The sequence below is a fragment of the Marinibacterium profundimaris genome, assembly GCF_002210095.1.
GTDB classification, from domain to species: domain Bacteria; phylum Pseudomonadota; class Alphaproteobacteria; order Rhodobacterales; family Rhodobacteraceae; genus Marinibacterium; species Marinibacterium profundimaris.
Genome location: NZ_AQQR01000019.1, coordinates 1 through 21,452, shown reverse-complemented (window position 1 = coordinate 21,452; position 21,452 = coordinate 1). Strand labels below are relative to the sequence as shown.

Annotated in this window: 16 protein-coding genes and 1 tRNA gene; 4 read left to right on the top strand and 13 right to left on the bottom strand. The window is 65.6% G+C overall.

Translation table 11 applies throughout. The features are described 5' to 3' along the window. Window positions 1-59: 59 nt before the first annotated feature. The 5 genes from rpoC to rplJ all read right to left on the bottom strand — a co-directional run bounded on the left by rpoC (window position 60) and on the right by rplJ (window position 10,754). Window positions 60-4,301 carry a DNA-directed RNA polymerase subunit beta' gene (gene rpoC, locus ATO3_RS23565; RefSeq protein WP_088652344.1) on the bottom strand — a complete coding sequence of 1,414 codons (4,242 nt, stop codon included), beginning with the start codon at window positions 4,299-4,301 and terminating at the stop codon, window positions 60-62. Continuing rightward, entirely contained in the window at window positions 4,298-5,176 is an 879-nt protein-coding gene (locus ATO3_RS23560) for an acyltransferase (RefSeq protein ID WP_088652343.1), read from the bottom strand. Before ATO3_RS23560 ends, rpoC begins: the two co-directional genes overlap by 4 nt. 193 nt (window positions 5,177-5,369) lie before the next feature. Beyond that, entirely contained in the window at window positions 5,370-9,506 is a 4,137-nt protein-coding gene (gene rpoB, locus ATO3_RS23555; protein ID WP_088652342.1) for a DNA-directed RNA polymerase subunit beta, read from the bottom strand. Between the two features lie 270 nt (window positions 9,507-9,776). After that, window positions 9,777-10,157 (bottom strand): 50S ribosomal protein L7/L12, encoded by a 381-nt coding sequence (rplL, locus tag ATO3_RS23550; RefSeq protein WP_088652341.1) that lies wholly within the window; start codon window positions 10,155-10,157, stop codon window positions 9,777-9,779. A gap of 78 nt (window positions 10,158-10,235) precedes the next feature. After that, window positions 10,236-10,754, bottom strand: coding sequence for a 50S ribosomal protein L10 (gene rplJ, locus ATO3_RS23545; protein WP_088652340.1), 519 nt, complete (start codon window positions 10,752-10,754; stop codon window positions 10,236-10,238). A gap of 606 nt (window positions 10,755-11,360) precedes the next feature. Between rplJ and ATO3_RS23540 the strand changes: the two genes are divergently transcribed. Continuing rightward, a complete protein-coding gene (locus ATO3_RS23540) occupies window positions 11,361-12,875 on the top strand; it encodes an SGNH/GDSL hydrolase family protein (RefSeq protein WP_088652339.1) in 1,515 nt (504 codons plus the stop codon). Window positions 12,876-13,042: 167 nt separating this feature from the next. Next, window positions 13,043-14,542, top strand: coding sequence for an SGNH/GDSL hydrolase family protein (locus ATO3_RS23535; protein WP_088652338.1), 1,500 nt, complete (start codon window positions 13,043-13,045; stop codon window positions 14,540-14,542). A gap of 127 nt (window positions 14,543-14,669) precedes the next feature. Here the strand turns inward: ATO3_RS23535 and rplA are convergent, their stop codons facing one another. The 3 genes from rplA to ATO3_RS23520 form a co-directional block, all read right to left on the bottom strand. Then, on the bottom strand, window positions 14,670-15,368 hold the full coding sequence (gene rplA / locus ATO3_RS23530) for a 50S ribosomal protein L1 (RefSeq protein WP_088652337.1): 699 nt from the start codon (window positions 15,366-15,368) through the stop codon (window positions 14,670-14,672). A gap of 1 nt (window position 15,369) precedes the next feature. Continuing rightward, entirely contained in the window at window positions 15,370-15,795 is a 426-nt protein-coding gene (gene rplK, locus ATO3_RS23525; protein WP_088652336.1) for a 50S ribosomal protein L11, read from the bottom strand. A 363-nt stretch (window positions 15,796-16,158) separates the two neighbouring features. Continuing rightward, on the bottom strand, window positions 16,159-16,791 hold the full coding sequence (locus ATO3_RS23520) for a cation transporter (RefSeq protein WP_088652335.1): 633 nt from the start codon (window positions 16,789-16,791) through the stop codon (window positions 16,159-16,161). A gap of 82 nt (window positions 16,792-16,873) precedes the next feature. On the opposite strand from ATO3_RS23520, the gene ATO3_RS23515 reads away from it, so the two are divergent. After that, window positions 16,874-17,293, top strand: coding sequence for a MerR family transcriptional regulator (locus ATO3_RS23515; protein WP_088652334.1), 420 nt, complete (start codon window positions 16,874-16,876; stop codon window positions 17,291-17,293). Window positions 17,294-17,524: 231 nt separating this feature from the next. On the opposite strand, the gene nusG is transcribed toward ATO3_RS23515, so the two are convergent. Together nusG and secE are read right to left on the bottom strand one after the other, a co-directional pair. Then, on the bottom strand, window positions 17,525-18,058 hold the full coding sequence (gene nusG, locus ATO3_RS23510; protein WP_088652333.1) for a transcription termination/antitermination protein NusG: 534 nt from the start codon (window positions 18,056-18,058) through the stop codon (window positions 17,525-17,527). Between the two features lie 317 nt (window positions 18,059-18,375). Continuing rightward, a complete protein-coding gene (gene secE / locus ATO3_RS23505; RefSeq protein ID WP_088652332.1) occupies window positions 18,376-18,576 on the bottom strand; it encodes a preprotein translocase subunit SecE in 201 nt (66 codons plus the stop codon). Window positions 18,577-18,897: 321 nt separating this feature from the next. Between secE and ATO3_RS23500 the strand changes: the two genes are divergently transcribed. Next, on the top strand, window positions 18,898-19,689 hold the full coding sequence (locus tag ATO3_RS23500; protein ID WP_088652331.1) for a YkgJ family cysteine cluster protein: 792 nt from the start codon (window positions 18,898-18,900) through the stop codon (window positions 19,687-19,689). Window positions 19,690-19,800: 111 nt separating this feature from the next. Here ATO3_RS23500 and ATO3_RS23495 read toward each other — a convergent pair. From ATO3_RS23495 to ATO3_RS23485, 3 genes are all read right to left on the bottom strand, one after another. Next, window positions 19,801-19,876: transfer RNA gene (locus tag ATO3_RS23495), tRNA-Trp, on the bottom strand. Window positions 19,877-19,945: 69 nt separating this feature from the next. Further along, a complete protein-coding gene (locus tag ATO3_RS23490; RefSeq protein ID WP_088652330.1) occupies window positions 19,946-20,599 on the bottom strand; it encodes a CatB-related O-acetyltransferase in 654 nt (217 codons plus the stop codon). Window positions 20,600-20,834: 235 nt separating this feature from the next. Next, window positions 20,835-21,452, bottom strand: a 618-nt coding sequence (locus ATO3_RS23485) for an EF-Tu C-terminal domain-related protein (RefSeq protein ID WP_269845434.1), incomplete at its 5' end; no start/stop codon positions are given.

Below are 21,452 nucleotides of genomic sequence, written 5' to 3'. Positions count from 1 at the left end.
CATCCGGCCCGCCTGTCTCACCCCGGGGCGGATCACCGCCCGGGGCCTGTCTCATGCGATCAATCGCGGCTTTCCGGCGTTTCCACCAGCGTGTCGAATTCGTCTCCGCCGATGATGTCGTCCTCGGACGGTGCCGCCAGGGCCGCGGCCGCTTCGGCCTCTTCCCGGCGGGCTTCGATGACGACATTGTCCCGATCCGACGCGATGCGCTGCACGCGCTGGGTCGCGCCGCCGGTGCCGGCGGGGATCAGGCGGCCGACGATGACGTTCTCCTTCAGGCCGACCAGCTTGTCGCGCTTGCCCTGGACCGAGGCCTCGGTGAGCACGCGGGTCGTCTCCTGGAAGGAGGCCGCCGAGATGAAGGAGCGGGTCTGCAGCGACGCCTTGGTGATCCCCAGCAGGATCGGTTCGCCCTGTGCCGGACGGCCACCCTTGGAAATCGCCTTCTCGTTGGCTGCGTCAAACTCCTGCTTGTCGACATGTTCGCCCTTCAGAAGCGTGGTCTCGCCGCTGTCGGTGATCTCCCACTTCTGCAGCATCTGGCGCACGATGACCTCGATGTGCTTGTCGTTGATCTTCACGCCCTGCAGACGATAGACCTCCTGCACCTCGTCGATCATGTAATCGGCCAGGGCCTCGACACCCATGATCGACAGGATGTCGTGGGGCGCCGGGTTGCCGTCCATGATGTAGTCACCCTTCTGCACGAAGTCGCCTTCCTGCACCGGGATGTGCTTGCCCTTGGGCACCATGTACTCGACCGTTTCCAGCGTCTCGTCCGACGGTTCGATGCTGATGCGGCGCTTGTTCTTGTAGTCGCGCCCGAACCGCACGTAACCGTCGACCTCGGCGATGATGGCGTGGTCCTTCGGACGGCGTGCCTCGAAGAGTTCAGCCACACGCGGCAGACCGCCGGTGATGTCCTTCGTCTTCGCGCCCTCGCGCGGGATCCGCGCCACGACGTCGCCGGCCTGCACTTCCTGGCCTTCCTCGACCGAGAGGACAGCATCCACCGACATCGGGTAGGTCACCGGGTTGCCCGCATCGTTGCGGACCGGTTCGCCATCCGGGCCGGCCAGAAGGATCTCGGGCTTCAGCTCGTTGCCTTTCGGGGCCGCGCGCCAGTCGATCACGATCTTCTGGGTCATGCCGGTCGCATCGTCCGTCTCGTCGCGCACGGCGATGCCGCTGACGAGGTCGACGAACTTCGCGGTACCGGCCTTCTCGGCGATGATCGGCAGGGTGTACGGGTCCCATTCAAAGAGCTTGTCGCCCCGCTTCACCTGCTGTCCGGCCTTGACGAAGAGCTTGGTGCCGTAGCCGATCTTGTGGCTGGCGCGTTCCTCGCCGGCATCGTCGCGGATGATCAGCTTCATGTTCCGGCCCATCACCATCGTCTCGCCGATGGCGTTGTCCAGAAGCTGCGCATTCTCGAACTCGACCGTACCGGCCTGCGATGCCTCGAGGAAGGACTGCTGGCCACCCTGGGCAACACCGCCGATGTGGAAGGTCCGCATCGTCAGCTGGGTGCCGGGTTCACCGATCGACTGGGCGGCGATGATGCCGACCGCCTCGCCGGTGTTGACCATCGTGCCGCGCGCCAGGTCACGACCGTAGCACATGGCACAGACGCCCTCTTCGGCCTCGCAGGTCAGCGGCGACCGGATGCGGGTCGACTGGATGCCGGCCTCTTCGATGGCGTCGGCGGTGCGTTCGTCGATCAGCTGGCCTGCCGCGACGATGACCTCGTCGCTGCCCGGCTTGATGATGTCCTCGGCCGCGACACGGCCCAGCAGACGTTCACCGATCGAGGCAACCACTTCACCATCGTTGACCGCCGCTTCGCAGGTGATGGCGTTGTCGGTGCCGCAATCGAGCATGCGCACGATGCAGTCCTGCGCCACGTCCACCAGGCGGCGGGTCAGGTAGCCCGAGTTCGCCGTCTTCAGAGCGGTGTCCGACAGACCCTTCCGCGCGCCGTGGGTGGAGTTGAAGTACTCCAGCACGGTCAGGCCTTCCTTGAAGTTCGAGATGATCGGCGTCTCGATGATGTCGCCGTTCGGCTTCGCCATCAGGCCGCGCATCCCGCCCAGCTGCTTCATCTGCGTGACCGAGCCACGGGCACCGGAGTGGGCCATCATGTAGACCGAGTTGGTCTCCATGTCGGCGCCGGTCTCGTCCTTGTGGTTGGCCGAGATCGTGTTCATCATGGCTTCGGTGACGCGGTCGTTACACTTCGACCAGGCATCGACGACCTTGTTGTACTTTTCGCCCTGGGTGATCAGGCCGTCCATGTACTGCTGTTCAAAGTCCTTCACCTGCTCGCGCGTCTCTTCGACCAGGTCCCATTTGTCCTCGGGGATGACCATGTCATCCTTGCCGAAGGAGATGCCGGCCTTGAACGCCTCGCGGAAGCCCATGGTCATGATCTGGTCGCAGAAGATGACCGATTCCTTCTGACCGCAGTAGCGGTAGACGGTGTCGATGACCTGCTGCACTTCCTTCTTCCGCAGAAGACGGTTGACCAGTTCGAACGGCGCCTTGGCATTGAGCGGCAGCAGCGAGCCAAGCTTCACCCGGCCGGGCGTCGTCTCGTAGCGCTTCTGGATCTCGTTGCCTTCCTCGTCGATCTGCGTGATCCGCGCAGTGACCTTGGCGTGCAGATGCACCTCACCGGCGTCCAGCGCATGCTCGACCTCGTTCATGGAGCCGAAGATCTTGCCTTCGCCCTTCATGCCTTCGCGCATCACGGTCACGTAGTAGAGACCGAGGATCATATCCTGCGAGGGCACGATGATGGGCGCGCCGTTGGCCGGCGACAGGACGTTGTTCGTCGACATCATCAGGACGCGGGCTTCCAGCTGGGCTTCCAGCGAAAGCGGCACGTGCACGGCCATCTGGTCCCCGTCGAAGTCGGCGTTGAAGGCCGAGCAGACCAGCGGGTGCAGCTGGATGGCCTTGCCTTCGATCAGCTTCGGCTCGAACGCCTGGATGCCGAGACGGTGCAGCGTGGGCGCCCGGTTCAGCATCACGGGATGTTCGCGGATCACCTCGTCGAGGATGTCCCAGACCTCGGGGCGCTCTTTCTCGACCAGCTTCTTGGCCTGCTTCACGGTGCTGCTGAGGCCCTTGGCCTCCAGCCGCGAGTAGATGAACGGCTTGAACAGTTCGAGCGCCATCTTCTTGGGCAGGCCGCACTGGTGCAGCTTGAGTTCCGGACCGGTCACGATGACCGAACGGCCCGAGAAGTCGACGCGCTTGCCCAGAAGGTTCTGACGGAAGCGGCCCTGCTTGCCCTTCAGCATGTCCGACAGCGATTTCAGCGGACGCTTGTTGGCGCCGGTGATCACGCGGCCACGGCGGCCGTTGTCGAACAGCGCGTCGACCGATTCCTGCAACATCCGCTTTTCGTTGCGGACGATGATGTCCGGCGCGCGCAGTTCGATCAGCCGCTTGAGGCGGTTGTTCCGGTTGATGACGCGGCGGTACAGGTCGTTGAGGTCGGACGTGGCGAAGCGGCCGCCGTCCAGCGGGACCAGCGGGCGCAGTTCCGGCGGGATCACCGGGATCACGGTCATGACCATCCACTCCGGGCGGTTGCCCGATTCAAGGAAGGATTCCACGACCTTCAGACGCTTGATGATCTTCTTCGGCTTCAGCTCGCCGGTGGCTTCGGCCAGGTCGGCGCGCAGCTGCTCGGCCTCGGCTTCGAGGTCGATGGCCGCCAGCATTTCACGGATCGCTTCGGCGCCGATATTGGCGGTGAAGGCGTCCATGCCATAGGCGTCCTGGGCATCCATGAACTCTTCTTCTGTCAGCATCTGACCGTAGGTGAGATCCGTCAGGCCCGGCTCGATGACCACGTAGTTTTCGAAGTAGAGAACGCGTTCGAGGTCACGCAGCGTCATGTCCAGCATCAGGCCGATGCGGGAGGGCAGCGATTTCAGGAACCAGATGTGTGCCACCGGCGAGGCCAGCTCGATATGGCCCATGCGCTCGCGGCGCACCTTCTGCAGCGTGACTTCGACACCGCATTTCTCGCAGACGACGCCGCGATACTTCATGCGCTTGTACTTGCCGCAGAGGCATTCGTAATCCTTGATCGGGCCGAAGATCCGGGCGCAGAACAGGCCGTCGCGCTCGGGCTTGAAGGTCCGGTAATTGATCGTCTCGGGCTTCTTGATCTCGCCGTAGGACCACGACAGGATCCGCTCCGGCGACGCCAGCGAGACCTTGATCTCGTCGAAGACCTTGGTCGGGGTCAACGGGTTGAACGGGTTATTTGTCAGTTCCTGGTTCATGTCAGGTCCTCGCGCTGTTCTGGCTCGGCAGGGGCGGCATGCGCCTGCGTCGCGAGTGCAGATTGGATGTATTGGTCCGAGACCGGGTCGATGCGGTCGTGGTCCCGGCTCCAGGTCACGTTTCGGCGGCGGATCTCGGCCGGATTTCCGGCCGCGACAACATTTGTGGGCAGGTCGCGGGTGACAATCGATCCCGCGCCGATGATGGAGCCCGACCCGATGTCCACGCTTCCGATGATCAGCGTGCGCATCCCCAGCCAGACATGATCCCCGATCCCGATTTCGGGCGACCGGACCGGGCGCAGGCGGGCGCCGTCTTCGGTCAGGTCGACGACACCGTGCTGATCGGCGGAGTTCAGCACCACGTCGCCGGAGATCATCGCGTCCCGCCCGATGCGAAGCGTGCTGCGGTCAGTGATCACCCGTGCGCCCTGCGCCGTCGTGCGGTCGCCGACCACCACCATGGAGCTTCCGCCGAGGGCCACCGCCATCGTCAGCTTGCTTCCCCGGCCGATCCAGGCCCGGGCATTGCTGCCGTTGAGAGACATGTAGAGACCCGCCGGCCGGCGCAGAATCACGATCACGACATCGTCGACAGGCCGCCGTGCCTTCAGCCCCAGCGGCCGGCCGCCCATGGCGTCCGGGTCATAGACGATATGGCAGTTCGGCCCGACCTCTCCGTCCAGCTTCACAGCCGACGAGGTCGCAATGGGCTCGACCACCAGCTGGTCCGCCGGCACGGGCGTCACCGCCTCGGGCCAGGCCTGCAGCATCGTCTTCACCGTCTCCGGCATCTCGCCGGTCGCGGTCGGCTTCGGGGCGACAACGGGGGTTGCCCCCCGCCGGCCTTTTCTCCAGTTGCCCGTCACCGACATGCGCGTCCCTCCGCCTGGCGAAGGCCCGCACCTCGCCGATACGCGGCGGGCGCTGTCGGCTGGGATCTGGGCTTGTCGGTACGCATCATGCACTCCTGAAGACCGGTCTGGTGACCTGCTGTGACGATCGGCGCCCTGCCCGCTTCCCCGAAGGCAAACGGACAGGTTACGGCGGAAAATCCGCTCACCGGGTTCAGCCGTCTTCCTCCGCGTCCAGCAGCTCCATGTTGAGGCCGAGGCCGCGGACTTCCTTGACGAGAACGTTGAACGATTCCGGCACGCCGGCCTCGAAATTGTCCTCGCCCTTGACGATCGACTCGTAGACCTTGGTCCGGCCCGCCACGTCGTCCGACTTCACCGTCAGCATCTCCTGCAGGGTGTAGGCGGCGCCATAGGCTTCCAGGGCCCAGACCTCCATCTCCCCGAAACGCTGACCGCCGAACTGCGCCTTACCGCCCAGCGGCTGCTGGGTGACCAGCGAGTACGGACCGGTCGAACGCGCGTGGATCTTGTCGTCGACCAGGTGGTGCAGCTTCAGCAGGTACTTCACGCCCACGGTCACCGGACGCGCGAACTGCTCGCCCGTGCGCCCGTCGAACAGGATCGACTGGCCGCTTTCGTTGAAGCCGGCGCGCATCAGCGCGTCGTTCACGTCCGCTTCCTTGGCCCCGTCAAAGACCGGGGTGGCGATCGGAACACCGCGTGCCACGTTGCCGGCGGCTTCCACAAGCAGCTCCTCGTCCATGCCCGAGATGCCTTCTTCATAGACATCCTCGCCATAGGCGTGGCGCATCGCGTCCCGCACCGGCGTCAGGTCGCCCGAGCGCCGGTATTCGTCCAGCGCCTCGTCGATCTTGATGCCGAGGCCCCGCGACGCCCAGCCCATGTGGGTTTCGAGGATCTGGCCGACGTTCATCCGCGACGGCACGCCCAGCGGGTTGAGGCAGAAATCGACCGGGGTCCCATCGGCGAGGAACGGCATGTCCTCGATCGGCACCACGCGCGAAATCACGCCCTTGTTCCCGTGACGGCCGGCCATCTTGTCGCCCGGCTGCAGCTTGCGCTTCACGGCCACGAAGACCTTGACCATCTTCATGACGCCCGGCGGCAGGTCGTCGCCACGGCGGACCTTCTCGACCTTGTCCTCGAACCGCAGTTCCAGGGCGCGCTTCTGCGCCTCGTACTGCTCGTTCAGGGCCTCGACGATCTGCGCGTCCTGCTCTTCGGTCAGGGCGATCTGCCACCACTGACTGCGGATCAGGGTATCCAGCAGCTCTTCCGTAACGGTCGAACCGGACTTGATGCCCTTGGGCCCCTTGGCCACGGTCTTGCCGAGGATCAGGTCCTTGAGGCGCGCGTAGATGTTGCGCTCCAGGATCGCCTGTTCGTCGTCACGGTCGCGGGCCAGCGCCTCGACCTCTTCCCGCTCGATCTGGAGGGCACGTTCGTCCTTCTCCACACCGTGGCGGTTGAAGACGCGCACTTCCACGACGGTCCCGAAATCGCCCGGCTTCACGCGCAGCGAGGTGTCGCGCACGTCGCTGGCCTTTTCGCCGAAGATGGCGCGGAGCAGCTTTTCTTCCGGCGTCATCGGGCTTTCGCCCTTCGGGGTGATCTTGCCGACCAGGATGTCGCCCGGTTCCACATCGGCACCGATGTAGACGATGCCCGCCTCGTCGAGGTTGCGCAGGGCCTCCTCGCCGACGTTGGGGATGTCGCGGGTGATTTCCTCGGGCCCGAGCTTGGTGTCACGGGCGGCGACTTCGAATTCCTCGATATGGACCGAGGTAAAGACGTCATCCTGCGCGATCCGCTCGGAGATCAGGATCGAGTCCTCGTAGTTGTAGCCGTTCCAGGGCATGAAGGCGACGATCACGTTCTTGCCGAGCGCCAGTTCCCCGATATCCGTCGACGGACCATCGGCAACCACTTCGCCCTTGCCGACCTTCTGACCCACGGTGACCAGCGGACGCTGGTTGATGCAGGTGTTCTGGTTCGACCGCTGGAACTTGCGCAGGCGGTAGATGTCCACGCCGGCGTCGCCGAGTTCGAGGTCTTCGGTGGCCCGGATCACGATCCGCTGGGCGTCGACCTGGTCGATGATGCCCGCGCGGCGCGCCTGAATGGCCGCACCCGAGTCGATGGCGACCTTTTCCTCGATCCCGGTGCCGACCAGCGGCGCCTCGGCCCGCAGAAGCGGAACCGCCTGACGCTGCATGTTCGACCCCATCAGGGCGCGGTTGGCGTCGTCGTTTTCAAGGAACGGGATCAGCGAAGCGGCGACCGACACCAACTGCTTGGGCGACACGTCGATCAGGTCGACGCTTTCGATCGGGGCCAGCGTATAGTCGCCCGACTGGCGGGTGTTGACCATCTCGTTCACGAATTTGCCGCTGTCATCCAGCGTCGCGTTCGCCTGCGCCACGGTATGCCGCATCTCTTCGGTGGCGGACATGTAGTGCACTTCGTCCGTCACCTGGCCTTCCTTGACCACGCGATAGGGCGTTTCGATGAAGCCGTACTTGTTCACCCGCGCGAAGGTGGCGAGCGAGTTGATCAGGCCGATGTTCGGACCTTCGGGCGTCTCGATCGGGCACATCCGGCCATAGTGGGTCGGGTGCACGTCGCGCACCTCGAAGCCGGCGCGCTCGCGGGTCAGACCGCCGGGCCCGAGGGCCGACAGGCGCCGCTTGTGCGTCACTTCGGACAGCGGGTTGGTCTGGTCCATAAACTGCGACAGCTGCGAGGAGCCGAAGAATTCGCGCACGGCGGCCGCGGCGGGCTTCGCGTTGATCAGGTCCTGCGGCATGACGGTGTCGATCTCGACCGACGACATGCGTTCCTTGATCGCGCGCTCCATCCGCAGGAGGCCGACACGGTACTGGTTCTCCATCAGCTCGCCGACCGAACGCACCCGGCGGTTGCCGAGGTGGTCGATGTCGTCGATCTCGCCCTTGCCGTCGCGCAGTTCGACCAGCGCCTTGATACAGGCGATGATGTCTTCCTTGCGCAGGGTCCGCTGCGTGTCCTCGGCGTCGAGCGCGAGGCGCATGTTCATCTTCACGCGGCCCACGGCCGACAGGTCATAGCGCTCGCTGTCGAAGAACAGCGTGTCGAACAGCGACGAGGCGGCCTCGACGGTGGGCGGCTCGCCCGGGCGCATGACACGGTAGATGTCCATCAGCGCGCTTTCGCGGCTCATGTTCTTGTCCTGCGCCATGGTGTTGCGCATGTAGGGGCCGACGTTGACGTTATCGATGTCCAGCACCGGGATATCGGTGAAGCCCGCGTCCATCAGCTCCTTCAGGGTGCCGCCGATCAGCTCGCCGTCCTTGTCGTATTCCAGCGTCAGCTCGTCGCCGGCCTCGACATAGATCGCGCCGTTTTCCTCGTTGATGAGGTCCTTGGCGGCGAACTTGCCCACGATGTGGTCGAAGGGCACCAGCAGGTCGGTGACCGTGCCTTCGTCGATCAGCTTCTTGACGGCGCGCGGCGTGACCTTCTTGCCGGCTTCGGCGATCACTTCGCCGCTGGCCGCATCCACCAGGTCATAGGTCGGACGGGTTCCACGCACGCGGTCCGGGAAGAACGGCGTGACCCAGCCCTGCCCCTTGCGGAGCGAGAAATCGATCGTGTTGTAATAGGCATCCATGATGCCTTCCTGGTCCAGGCCCAGGGCATAAAGCAGCGTCGTCACCGGCAGTTTCCGGCGGCGGTCGATACGCGCGAAGACGATGTCCTTGGCGTCGAACTCGAAATCCAGCCAGGAGCCGCGGTACGGGATGATCCGGCAGGCGAAGAGCAGCTTGCCCGAGGAATGCGTCTTGCCCTTGTCGTGGTCGAAGAACACGCCGGGGGACCGGTGCATCTGCGACACGATAACGCGCTCGGTGCCGTTCACGATGAACGTGCCGTTCGGGGTCATCAGGGGCATGTCGCCCATGAAGACGTCCTGTTCCTTGATGTCCTTGACCGACTTGGCGCCGGTGTCCTCGTCGACATCGAAGACGATCAGGCGCAGGGTGACCTTCAGCGGCGCCGAATAGGTCATGTCGCGCTGCTGGCATTCCTCGACGTCGTACTTCGGACGCTCAAGCTCGTATTTCACGAACTCCAGCACCGAGGTCTCGTTGAAGTCCTTGATCGGGAAGACGGACTGGAAGACGCCCATGATCCCTTCGCCTTCGGTCGGCTCGGGCGCGTCGCCCGATTTCAGGAACAGGTCGTAGGAGGATTTCTGCACCTCGATGAGGTTCGGCATCTCCAGCACTTCGCGGATCTTGCCGTAATATTTCCGGAGTCTCTTCTGGCCAAGGAAGGTCTGAGCCATGACGGATGTCACCTCTTGCGTGTCGCACCGGGCAAGCCGGCCGCCGGGCCACGGCGGCTTCCCCTTACGAGCAGACAGTTCGGATCAATGCGTGGCCGCCGTCCCGAGTGGCGGCCTCCCGATCCGGAACCTGGTCTGAGAAAGGGCTTTGCAAAGCCCTTGCCAAGACAGGTTCGGCAGGACCCGGTTGTCGCCGGGCCCTGCCAGTTCATGCAATGCGGGTCATACCCCATTTCACGCAATTGTGAATACGGGGGATGCCCAGGCCGATTAGGCCAGCTCGACCTCGGCGCCAGCTGCTTCCAGCTTGCCTTTGATGTCTTCGGCTTCCGCCTTGTCGACACCTTCCTTGATCTTGCCGCCTTCTTCGACCAGCGCCTTGGCTTCTTTCAGGCCCAGGCCCGTGATGCCGCGAACTTCCTTGATCACGTTGATCTTGGATGCGCCTGCGTTCTTGAGAACGACGTCGAATTCGGTCTTCTCTTCTTCGGCTGCAGCGCCGGCGTCACCGCCTGCGGGGCCGGCCATCATCACAGCGCCGCCAGCTGCGGGCTCGATGCCGTATTCGTCTTTCAGGATGGTCTTGAGTTCCTGAGCTTCCAGGAGGGTCAGACCAACGATCTCTTCTGCGAGTTTCTTCAGATCAGCCATTTTCTCAGCTCTTTCCGTTTTGATGTGTGTTCCAACGTCCGGTTTGTGACCAAACGCCGGTCCATGTCGTGCCGTCGCTTACGCGGCTTCCGCCTTCTCTTCGATGGTCGAAAGAATGCTTGCGATGTTGCTTGCAGGTGCGCCGATGGCCCCGGCGATGTTCGCCGCGGGTGCACCGATGCAACCGACGATCGAGGCAATGAGCTCGTCGCGCGAGGGCATCTTGGACACCGTCTCGACGCCAGCCCGGTCCAGAACGTTCTCGCCCATGGTCCCGCCAAGAATTTCGAACTTCTGGTTCGTCTTGGCATAATCCTCGGCCACCTTGGCGGCGGCCACCGGATCTTCGGAATAGGTCAGAACGGTCATGCCCGTCAGCATGTCAGCCATGCTTTCGCACGGCTTGCCTTGCAGGGCGATCTTGGTCAGCCTGTTTTTCGCAACACGTACAGAACCACCCACTTCGCGTGCACGAGCGCGCAGGTCCTGCATTTCGGCAACTGTCAGACCGGCGTAGTGGGCAACCACTACGACGCCAGAGCTTTCGAAGATCTGGCCGAGTTCCTCGACCACTTTCTCTTTCTGGGCTCTATCCACAGTTTCACTCCAACATTGGAGGGGGCATGCCCCTCCGGCTTCATTTGCCGGTTCGAAAACCAGCGGTCTGGTCCGTGTACGGGGCTAAGCCAAAAAAGACCGTGATGTGAGGCACACACCCGGAAAATCTGGTCGTATCCCGTCTCGGGCAGGATTTACCGCTTTCGCAACCCACCGTCTTGGACGAAACGGGCAAGAGAGGCGAATCGCTTCTCTTGCCGCGAAGCTTGCACATAAGCCCGTGGCGCGACTTTTCCAACCCCCAAGTTCAAGGCGGCTCACGCCCGGCGTCCGGGCGCCGCATAGCGGTCCGCTCGCCTCACCGACAGAGCGCAGGGTCAGGGGCATGGCAGGGCGTATGCCTCCAGCCGCAGGACCCGTGCGCGCGGCCAAACGCCCGGCTTCCTCAGCCCCCCGGATCCGGCACCTCGCGCAGGGTCTTCATGCAGCGGGACGCCGGATTTGAACCGTTTCAGAGCGAAAAAAGACCAACACACGTTGGCTACGGCCGCTCACTCTTTCGATAACGGAAATATTTCTTGATTTAAGGCTACGGATCATAATGATCCGCTTCGTTAAGTATTTTTGTCACGCGGATTCTGGTTCATGATTACACTTTCCGGACGGTCATCCCCCGGCACAATAGCCTATTTCGGCGACAGCCTGACCGACAACACCAACTTCTTCGACCTGGCGCGCCTCATGGCGGATCCCAGCGCATTGCTGCCGTGGGTTGGCCCAACGGGCTCGGCCAGCGACGGGCCGACCCATGTCTCCTACACCGCCAATCTGCTGGGCGCCGTAGAACAGAACTTTGCCGTGATCGCGGCCGAGGTGAACGGCGTCCAGAAAATGCGCCAGGTCTTCGACACCTTCAACCTCAGCGAAAGCCTCGTGATCCCCGACGACAGCCCGCTGCTCGACTTCGACATCAACCTGCGCGGTCAGGTCGATCGTTTTTTCGAGACAAACGCGGGGCGGGATCTGTCGGACACCGCGGCGATCTTCATGATCGGCGTCAACGACTACAACGAAGTCAACCTGAACAGCGAACACGTATTTCGCGACCTGCTGATCATCATGGGAGGCGTGATCGCCGGCATCACGGCCGACGCCGTGCGCATGGCAGAGGCCGGGGTCGGCCGGATCGTGATAACTCCCCTGCCCTCCAGCAAGATGTTCGCCGGCGGAGGCCTGGTCGAAGAGGCCCTGCTGAGCGTCGTCGACGCCCTGTTCGAGCTTCACAACCGGGCGCTGCAGACTGCGGTGGACGCGATGATCGATGCCGGCCTGCCGGTCGAGATGCTGGATTTCACCGTCATCACCAATGCCCTGATCGATGACCTTACGGCCTTCGGCTTCATAGCGCCCAAGGCCACGACCGTGATCGACCTCGATGAGAACAGTCCCTACGATCCCGACCAGGTCTTCGCCAACGACGTCGTGCACCCGTCCACGGCGGGGCAGGCCGTGCTGGGCGCGTTCAACGCCTTCGCCCTGTCCGGCGGCACGGCAACCCAGCTGAACGACTGGATCGATATCCACGTGGGCGGCGAGACCGACGATTTCGTCGCGGGCCTGGGCGGTCCGGACACCCTCCTCGGCCTCGGCGGCAACGACATCCTGATCGGCGGCACCGGCTACGACCGCCTGCTGGGAGATACCGGAGACGACATCCTGTCGGGCGGGACCGGAGGAGACGTCCTGCGCGGCGGTTTTGGCGATGATATCCTCGCCGGCGGCGAAGGCGACGACCGGATCCTCGGCGGCTTCGGAAACGATCTGCTGATCGACGGGCTGGGCAGCGACATCGTCCAGGGCGGCGCCGGTCGCGACACCTTCATCTATACCGAGGCAAGCCTGATCGGCGGCACGCCGGGCGACCAGGACAGCTTTGACGGCGGCTTCCGCCGGGACGAGCTGATCTTGGTGCTCAGCTCCGAGACCTACGACAGCCTGGCCCGCGACCTCGAGAGCCGCGACCCCACCGACGCGCTGGCCACGCTCGGCATCACCATCGAAAGCATCGAGAAGATCACCGTGGTCGAAGGCCGCGACGGGCTCGAGCAGTTTTCCTCGGAGAGCTGGTATGTCGATGCCGATGTCTGGGGCCTGATCTGATCCGACCGGAGAGCCGCGCCCATCGCGGCGCATATGGCCTTGGAAGGCGTGGACCCTGCGGTGCATGCCTTCCCCGCCCCCTCCGGTCCGCAAGATTTACCTTGTTCTGTCACGTTGTCCTGCGAGACTGCGGCACAAGGGTCCCATAACACGGAGCAGGAGTTTCCATGGCACGCACGCCCGGTCAGATCGTCTATTTCGGCGACAGCCTCACCGACGACGGCAATCTGCTGGCCTTCGCCCAGCAGCTCGTCGACCCCGAGGCGATCGAGGGGCTGGCCGGCCCGACCGGCTCGGCGAGCGACGGGCCGACCCATGCGGTCTATACCCGCGACCGGCTGGGCATTCCCACGCAGAACTATGCCGTGGCCTCGGCCGAGGTCGACGGGGTGCAGGACCTCGCCTTCGTGGCCGAGAACTTTGACCTGACCGATGATCTGGTCGTGGATCCGGACGATCCGATCCTCGACACCGACATCAACCTGAACGGTCAGGTCGGCCGCTTCCTTGAGGACAATGCGGGCGAGGATCTCTCGGACACGACCGCCTTCGTCTTCATCGGATCGAATGATTACAACGAGGTCGACCTGGAAAGCGACACCGTGATCCGCGACGTGCTGGCGAAGATGGAGGCGATCATCGCCGGGATCATCGCCGAGGCGGAGCGCCTTGCCGATGCCGGGGTCGACCGCATCCTGATCTCGACCCTGCCGGCGGCGGATTTCTACGCCGGCGCTGCCCTGCTGGACGAAAGCGACCAGGCTCTGGGCAACGCGGTCTTCTCGATCCAGAACCTGTTCCTCGGCCTCGCCGTCGACCGGCTGGCGGCCGAGGGCGTGCCGGTCGAGCTTTTCGACATCCGGCAGATCACCGATGCCCTGACCGAAGATCCCACCGCCTTCGGCCTGATCGCCCCGCAGGGCACCCTTCTGATCGATCCGGACACGCTGGACAGTTTTGATGCCGACCAGGTCTTTGCCACCGACGAGCTTCATCCCTCCACGGCGGTTCATGGGGTCATCGGCGCCTTCAACGCCTTCGCCTTCTCGGGCGGGACCACGACCAAGCTGTCCGACCGGTTCGATTTCCATCGGGGCGGCGACGGCGCCGATTTCGTCGCGGGGATGGGGGGCACCGACATCATCCTCGGCGGGCTCGGCGATGACGTGATCCTGGGCGGCACGGGCAACGACACCCTGTCCGGGCAGCGCGGCGACGACCTGCTGTCGGGCGGCTCCGACGACGACCTGCTGCGCGGCGGGGTCGGCCACGACATCCTCGGCGGCGGCGAAGGCGATGACGTGCTGCTGGGCGGCGCCGGGCGGGACCTGCTGGTCGACGGGCTGGGCAGCGACGTTGCGCGCGGCAGCTGGGGCGGCGACACCTTCATCTACACCGAGGCCACGCTGGTCGGCGGCAGCGGCGGAGACCTCGACCATTTTGACGGCGGCGCCGGCCGCGACCGGCTGATCCTGGTGCTGGGTGAGGACAGCTACGACACGATGGCCGACGACCTGGAAGGCGATGCCCCGGCCGACGCGCTGGCCGGGTTCGGGATCAGCGTAAGCAGCATCGAGGTGATCACCGCCATCGACGGCCGCGACGGGCTCGACGCCTTCGCCTGGGCGCCTTGGTACGAGGATGCCGACATCTGGGGCCTGATCTGATCGCAGGGCGACGGGCCGACAGGCCCGGCAACCGGGCGCGCGCGCCGGCTCCATCTCCAAAAAGAAAACCGCCGCGCGAGGCTCTCGCGCGGCGGTTTCCGATCTGTCCCGTGGGGACGCGGCGGGCTTATTCGCCCGATGCGTTCGCCACGTCGACGCTGACGCCGGGACCCATGGTCGAGGCGAGCGAGATCTTCTTCAGGTAGGTGCCCTTTGCACCAGTCGGCTTGGCCTTGGCTACGGCACCGACGAAGGCGCGGATGTTCTCGACCAGCTTGGCTTCGTCGAAGGACGCCTTGCCGACACCTGCGTGCACGACACCGGCCTTCTCGGCCTTGAACTGGACTTCACCGCCCTTGGCTGCTTCCACGGCCGCTTTCACGTCCATGGTCACGGTGCCGACCTTGGGGTTCGGCATCAGGTTGCGCGGGCCCAGGATCTTGCCCAGACGGCCGACGATCGGCATCATGTCCGGGGTCGCGATGCAGCGATCGAATTCGATCGTGCCGCCCTGGATGGTTTCCATCAGGTCTTCGGCACCGACGATGTCGGCTCCGGCGGCCTGTGCTTCCTCGGCCTTCGGGCCACGGGCGAAGACGGCCACGCGGACCTCCTTGCCGGTGCCGTTCGGCAGGCCGACGACGCCGCGGACCATCTGGTCGGCGTGGCGCGGGTCGACGCCCAGGTTCATCGCGATCTCGACGGTCTCGTCGAACTTGGCGTTTGCGTTCGACTTGATCAGCGCGACGGCGTCTTCGACCGTCAGGGCTTCCTTGCCGGCAAAGGCTTCACGTGCGGCGCGGGTGCGTTTTCCGAGTTTTGCCATCTTACTTCACCTCGATGCCCATGGACCGGGCCGAGCCCAGGATGATCTTCATGGCGGCCTCGACGTCATTCGCGCTGAGGTCCTTCATCTTGGCTTCGGCGATCTCGCGCACCTGGGCCACGGACACGGTGCCGACGGTCTCGCGCGAGGGCGTCTTGGCGCCCGACTTCAGCTTGGCGGCCTTCTTCAGGTAGTAAGACGCGGGCGGCGTCTTGATGTCCATCGTGAAGGACTTGTCCTGATAGTAGGTGATCACGGTCGGGCACGGCGCGCCGGGCTCCATGTCTGCGGTCTTGGCGTTGAACGCCTTGCAGAATTCCATGATGTTGATCCCGCGCTGACCGAGGGCGGGGCCCACCGGCGGCGAGGGGTTGGCCTGCCCGGCAGGCACCTGCAGCTTCATGCTGCCAATCAGTTTCTTGGCCATGCGGCCTCTCCTTTTTCCAGCACCGGGTATCGCGATACCCGGTCAAGGTTGCCCGTGGTCCGGTGCCCCCGCGCGCGGTGGCCGCCTCCCACGTCTCGACTCGCCCGCGGATCTCTCCGCTGGCGATCCGGGGGCGATAAACGATCCCGCCCCGCGATGCAAGGGGCCGCCCCGCGACGCAAGGGTCCGCCGGGGTGTCCCACGCGTGGGACAGGGCTGGGCGTACGGAAAATCAAGGGGTTACAGGCGCGCGTTAGGATCCCGTTAACGATTGCGGCCAGGACAGCCGGGCCGGGCCCATGTCGCGCAGAGGATGCGGGCGTAGGGTGGGGTTTCACCCCACCGCCCGGCGCCCCCCCCGGATCAGACCGCCGCCGCCTCGTGCCGGTGCGCCGCACGTTCCGCCAGGGCCTGCCGGAAGATCTGCAGCGCCGAGGACAGGAACAGCCCCGCCATCAGCCCGGCCACCGCAAGGTCGGGCCAGCCCGTGCCGGTCCACCAGACGCCCACGGCCGCCAGCATCACCGCCACGTTGCCGATCGCGTCGTTGCGCGAACACAGCCAGACCGAGCGCACGTTGGCATCCCCGTCCTTGTAGGCCATCAGCAGCGCCACGCTCCCGAGGTTCGCCACCAGCGCCAGCACGCCGATCCCGCCCATCAGCTGCGCCTCGGGCACCCCGGTGACAAAGACCCGCCAGACGGTCGAGCCGAAGACCCAGCCGCCCATCAGCAGCAGGCTCGCCCCCTTCAGCAGGGCCGCCCCCGTCCGCACCCGGATCGAGGCGCCGATCACCGCCAGCGACAGGCCGTAGGTCATCGCGTCGCCCAGGAAATCCAGCGCGTCGGCCTGCAGCGCCTGCGACCGCGCCGCGTGGCCGGCCCACATCTCGACCCCGAACATCACCGCGTTGATCGCGATCACCGCCCAAAGCCGGCGCCGGTAATCCGCCGACATGCCCTCGAATTTCGCCTCGTGCCCGCAGCATCCCGCCATCGGTTCACCCTTTCTCGTTGCCTTGGATGGATGTAGGATCTCTAGTCACTAGAGGTTCAAGAGCGTTTTCGGGAGAATTTCCATGTTGTCCATCGGCGACCTGTCGCGGCGCACCGGGGTCAAGGTGCCGACGATCCGGTACTACGAGCAATCCGGCCTGCTGGAGGCCACAGCGCGCACTGACGGCAACCAGCGCCGCTATGGCGAGGCGGAGGCCGAGAAGCTGGGGTTCATCCGCCATGCCCGCGACCTTGGCTTCTCGCTCGACGCGATCCGGGCGCTGATCGAGCTGCAGGACCATCCCGACCGCTCCTGCGCCGAGGCCAATGCCCTGGCGCGCGACCAGCTGGCCGAGGTGACGGAGCGGATCCGCCGTCTGCAGGCGCTGGAGCGGGAATTGCAGCGCATCGCCGAGGGGTGTGACGGGGATGGCACGGCGGGCTCCTGCTACGTGCTGCGCTCGCTGGCCGACCATGGGGCCTGCGAGACGGAGCATAGCTGAGCGGAGGATTGCCGTAAGGGCCCGTGGGGCATGAGCGCTGCGTCGCGGTTGGCGCCGCGTGTGGTGCGCGAGACCGACACAGGCCAGCCGGTCCGCGGGGACGATGCAGCCAGGGCGACATCTGTCTCAGGTGGCCCCGACGGGGCCGACCGGGTCTTCAGGCGCGATGGCCGAAGACACAGGCGCGGAGGCGGGCGGCGGTCACGGGGACGCGCGCCCGATCCGAAAGGGTCAGCCCTGCTTGGTGACCTGCGTGAATTCCAGCTCGACCGGGGTTTCGCGGCCGAAGATCGACACCGACACCTTCAGGCGCTGGTTGTCGTCGTCGACTTCCTCGATCATGCCGTCGAAATCCTCGAACGGGCCGTCGTTGACCTTCACGCGCTCGCCGACCTCGAAATGGATCAGGGTGCGCGGGGTTTCCTCGCCTTCCTGGACCCGGTTCAGGATCTGGTTCACCTCGGCGTCACGCATCGGCATCGGCCGGCCCTGCGGGCCGAGAAAGCCGGTGACCCGGTTGATGTCGTTGATCAGGTGATAGCCCTGGTCGGACATTTCCATGTGCACCAGCACGTAGCCCGGCATGAAGCGGCGTTCGGTCGTGACCTTCTTGCCGCGGCGCACCTCGATGACCTCTTCGGTCGGGACCAGCACTTCGTCGATCTCGTCCTCGAGCCCGTGCTCGGCCACCGACGTCCGGATCTGCTCGGCGATCTTCTTCTCGAAATTCGAGAGCACGCTGACCGAATACCACCGTTTCGCCATGAGCCGTCGTTTCCTCTTGCCTCCCCGCGCCGTGTTGGCTGGCAGGGGTTGTCGTTATGTCTCGGCGTTCTGTTCCGCTGTTGGATCCGCTGTCGGGCCGGAACGAAAACGGGCGTGCAACCGAATCGCCGCACGCCTGAGATTGAAGCTGAGGGGTGGAGTAGCCCGCCCAACCGGATTGATCAAGGCTTGCCGACCGCAACCGGGTCCGGCGCGGTCACGCGCGGCGATGGGTGCGCAGAACAGGCAAAGGCGCGGGCCTGGGGCCGCGCCTGTCGTCGTTCTGAAAGGGGTGAAATGGGGCCGGTGGGGCCCGGTCAGCTGCCGAAGTAGGACAGAACCGCCTGCAGGCCGCCGCGGATCAGCAGGTCGACCAGGGCGAAGAACACCGCGGTCAGGGCCGCCATGATGAAGACCATCATCGTCGTCAGCAGCGTTTCCCGGCGCGTCGGCCAGACCACCTTGGCGATCTCGGCGCGGGTCTGCTGAATGAACTGGATCGGGTTTGTGCTGGCCATGGGTATCCCTGCGGTGAATGGGCGGTACATAACGGGGCTTCGCGGCAGTTTCAAGACTGGTTCAGGACCGGTTCAAGACTGCGGTTTCAGGCGCGGCGCGGGGCGGTCGGGGACCAGCCCGTGGCACGTCGGGCCACTTGCGTCGGCGCGTCGGGTCAGCCGCAGCCATAGCGTCGCGCGACCGGGGGCCGGACCTGCCCGCGGGGCGCGGCAAGACCCCGGACGGGATCGGGGCGCCGGTGCTGGACCATGCGGCCGGGCGGCCTATAGTGCGGGGCGCGTGCCACAGGGCGCGCGCCGCCAACCGCTGGAAAGGCCCCCATGACATCCCGAGCCGACCGCCGCCGCGCCCAGAAGGGCGCCAGGGGCGGCGCCAAGCGCCCCGCCACGATTGCCGATCTCGCCGCCCGGGTGGAGCGCGCCCGCGCCCCCGGCCTGGGCCGGAGCGCCGAGGCGCGCGGACGGCGGATGCTGGCGGCCTACCTGCAGACGGCCGCGGCCCATGGCCTGCCGCTGTCGCGCGTGGTGGCGGACCTGGCCGAGGGGGCCGTGACGCTGCGGCTGGGCGAGGTGGCGCGGGACAGCCTGATGCAGGCGCCGCCCCCGGCCGTGGCCAACGCGGCCTGCGCCGATGGCTGCGCCTTCTGCTGCATCCTGACCGAGGGCGACGGCGGGCTGATCACCGAGACCGAGGCCAGGCGCCTGCACGCGGCGCTGACGCCGCTGGCCGGGCAGCCCGAGGGCCGGGCCTGGCACGCTGCCGCCTGCCCCGCCCTGGACCCCGAGACGCGCAGCTGCCGGGTCTACGAGGCGCGGCCGACGATCTGCCGGTCGTTCCTGTCGGTGGATGCCGCCGCCTGCGAGACCAACGCCAATGGAGGAGAGGCCGAGGGCGCCGGGCTGCTGGGCAGCCACGTGGATTACCTGGCGGTGCAGGCGCTGGCGCGGGACCTGCTGAAGGGGATCGCGCGGGTGCCGACCTACGCAATGGCGCGGGTCGCCGCCGGCGCGGTCGAGGGCGAATCGCTGGACGACACGCTGGACGGCGCGCGGCACGGGTCGAACGTGCTGGAGCGGACCTGCCGGGATGCGGCGAAGGCCGGAGGCGCCTAGGCGGGTCGGGCGGCGCGCGCCCGGCTGGGCGGCCGCAATATCCACGGCCTGACTGCGCGCATCACTCCCGATGCACCGCACGTCGCATTCGTATCTGTCTGGAAGGTCTGGTGGCAGGGGCAGCAGGGCTCGAACCCGCGACCTACGGTTTTGGAGACCGTCGCTCTACCAACTGAGCTATACCCCTAGGACCGGCCTGCTGAATAGGCGGGCCGGCCAGGAGATGCAAGGGAAAACCATGGCAGTTTCCCAGGGATCAGTCCGCGGCGCCGGCAGTCTCCAGCCAGGCGGTATCGCCCGCGCAGATCGCGGCCTCGCTGGCGAGGATCCGCTCGATCGGCCAGTCCCACCAGGCGAGGCCCAGAAGCCTGTCTGTCGTGGCCTCGTCGAAGCGGCGGCGCTGGACGGTGCCGGGGTTTCCGGTGACGACGGAATAGGGCGGGATCTCTCCGCCCACGACGGCGCCGGCGCCCACGATCGTGCCGCTGCCGATGCGGGCGCCGGGCAGGATGCGGGCGCCCTGCCCGATCCAGACGTCATGACCGATCAACGTGTCCCGCAGCGGCCCCTGCGGCAGCGAGGGACGCCGCGGATCCATCCCGTCGAAGATGGCGAAAGGATAGGACGAGAACCCGTCATAACGGTGATTGGCCGAGGCGGTGATGAAGGTCACGCCATCGGCGATCTGGCAGAAACGGCCGATCACCAGCTTCTCGGCGCTGAGCGGATAGAGATAGGGCGCAAGGTGAAAGGCCCAGTCTTCGGGCGCCCGATGCGCGGAGGCATAGGAATAGGCCCCGACCTCCCACCTGGGATGGTCGATGACGGCGGCGAGAAAGACGGTGCCGGTATGCGGCTGGCCGTCGGGCATGATGAGGGGATGCCGGGTGGCGGGATCGGGAAAGGGCATGACGCGGTCCTTCTTGCAAAGGGAAATGATCGGGCGGGATCAGGTCGGCGTCTTGTCCATCTTTTCCTCCATCGGCTGCGGAGCGTTTAGCACGGGCGGCGCTGTCGGGGAAGCACCGGCGAAGGGGCACAGAAAAAGGCGCGCGGCCGAAACCGCGCGCCTCAATTGTCTGCCGTGCCGCTCTTATCGCTTTTGCGGGCAAAAGCGACTGCCGCGGCCAGGCGGCAAAGCCGCCTTACTCGACGATCTTCGACACCACGCCGGCGCCGACGGTGCGGCCGCCTTCACGGATGGCAAAGCGCAGGCCCTGCTCCATGGCGATCGGCGCGATCAGCTCGACGCCGAAGGAGACGTTGTCGCCCGGCATCACCATCTCGGTGCCTTCGGCCAGCGTCACGGTGCCGGTCACGTCGGTCGTCCGGAAGTAGAACTGCGGACGGTAGTTCGCGAAGAACGGCGTGTGACGGCCACCTTCTTCCTTGGTCAGGATGTAGGCTTCGGCTTCGAACTTGGTGTGCGGCTTGACCGAACCCGGCTTGCAGAGAACCTGGCCACGCTCCACCTTGTCACGCTCGATGCCGCGCAGCAGGGCGCCGATGTTGTCGCCGGCTTCGCCGCGATCCAGCAGCTTGCGGAACATTTCGACACCGGTGCAGGTGGTCTTCTGCGTGTCCTTGATGCCGACGATTTCCAGTTCGTCGCCGACGTTCACAACGCCACGCTCGACACGGCCGGTCACCACGGTGCCGCGGCCCGAGATCGAGAACACGTCTTCGATCGGCATCAGGAAGGGCTGATCGACGGCACGCTCGGGCGTGTCGATGTATTCGTCGACGGCCGCCAGCAGTTCCTT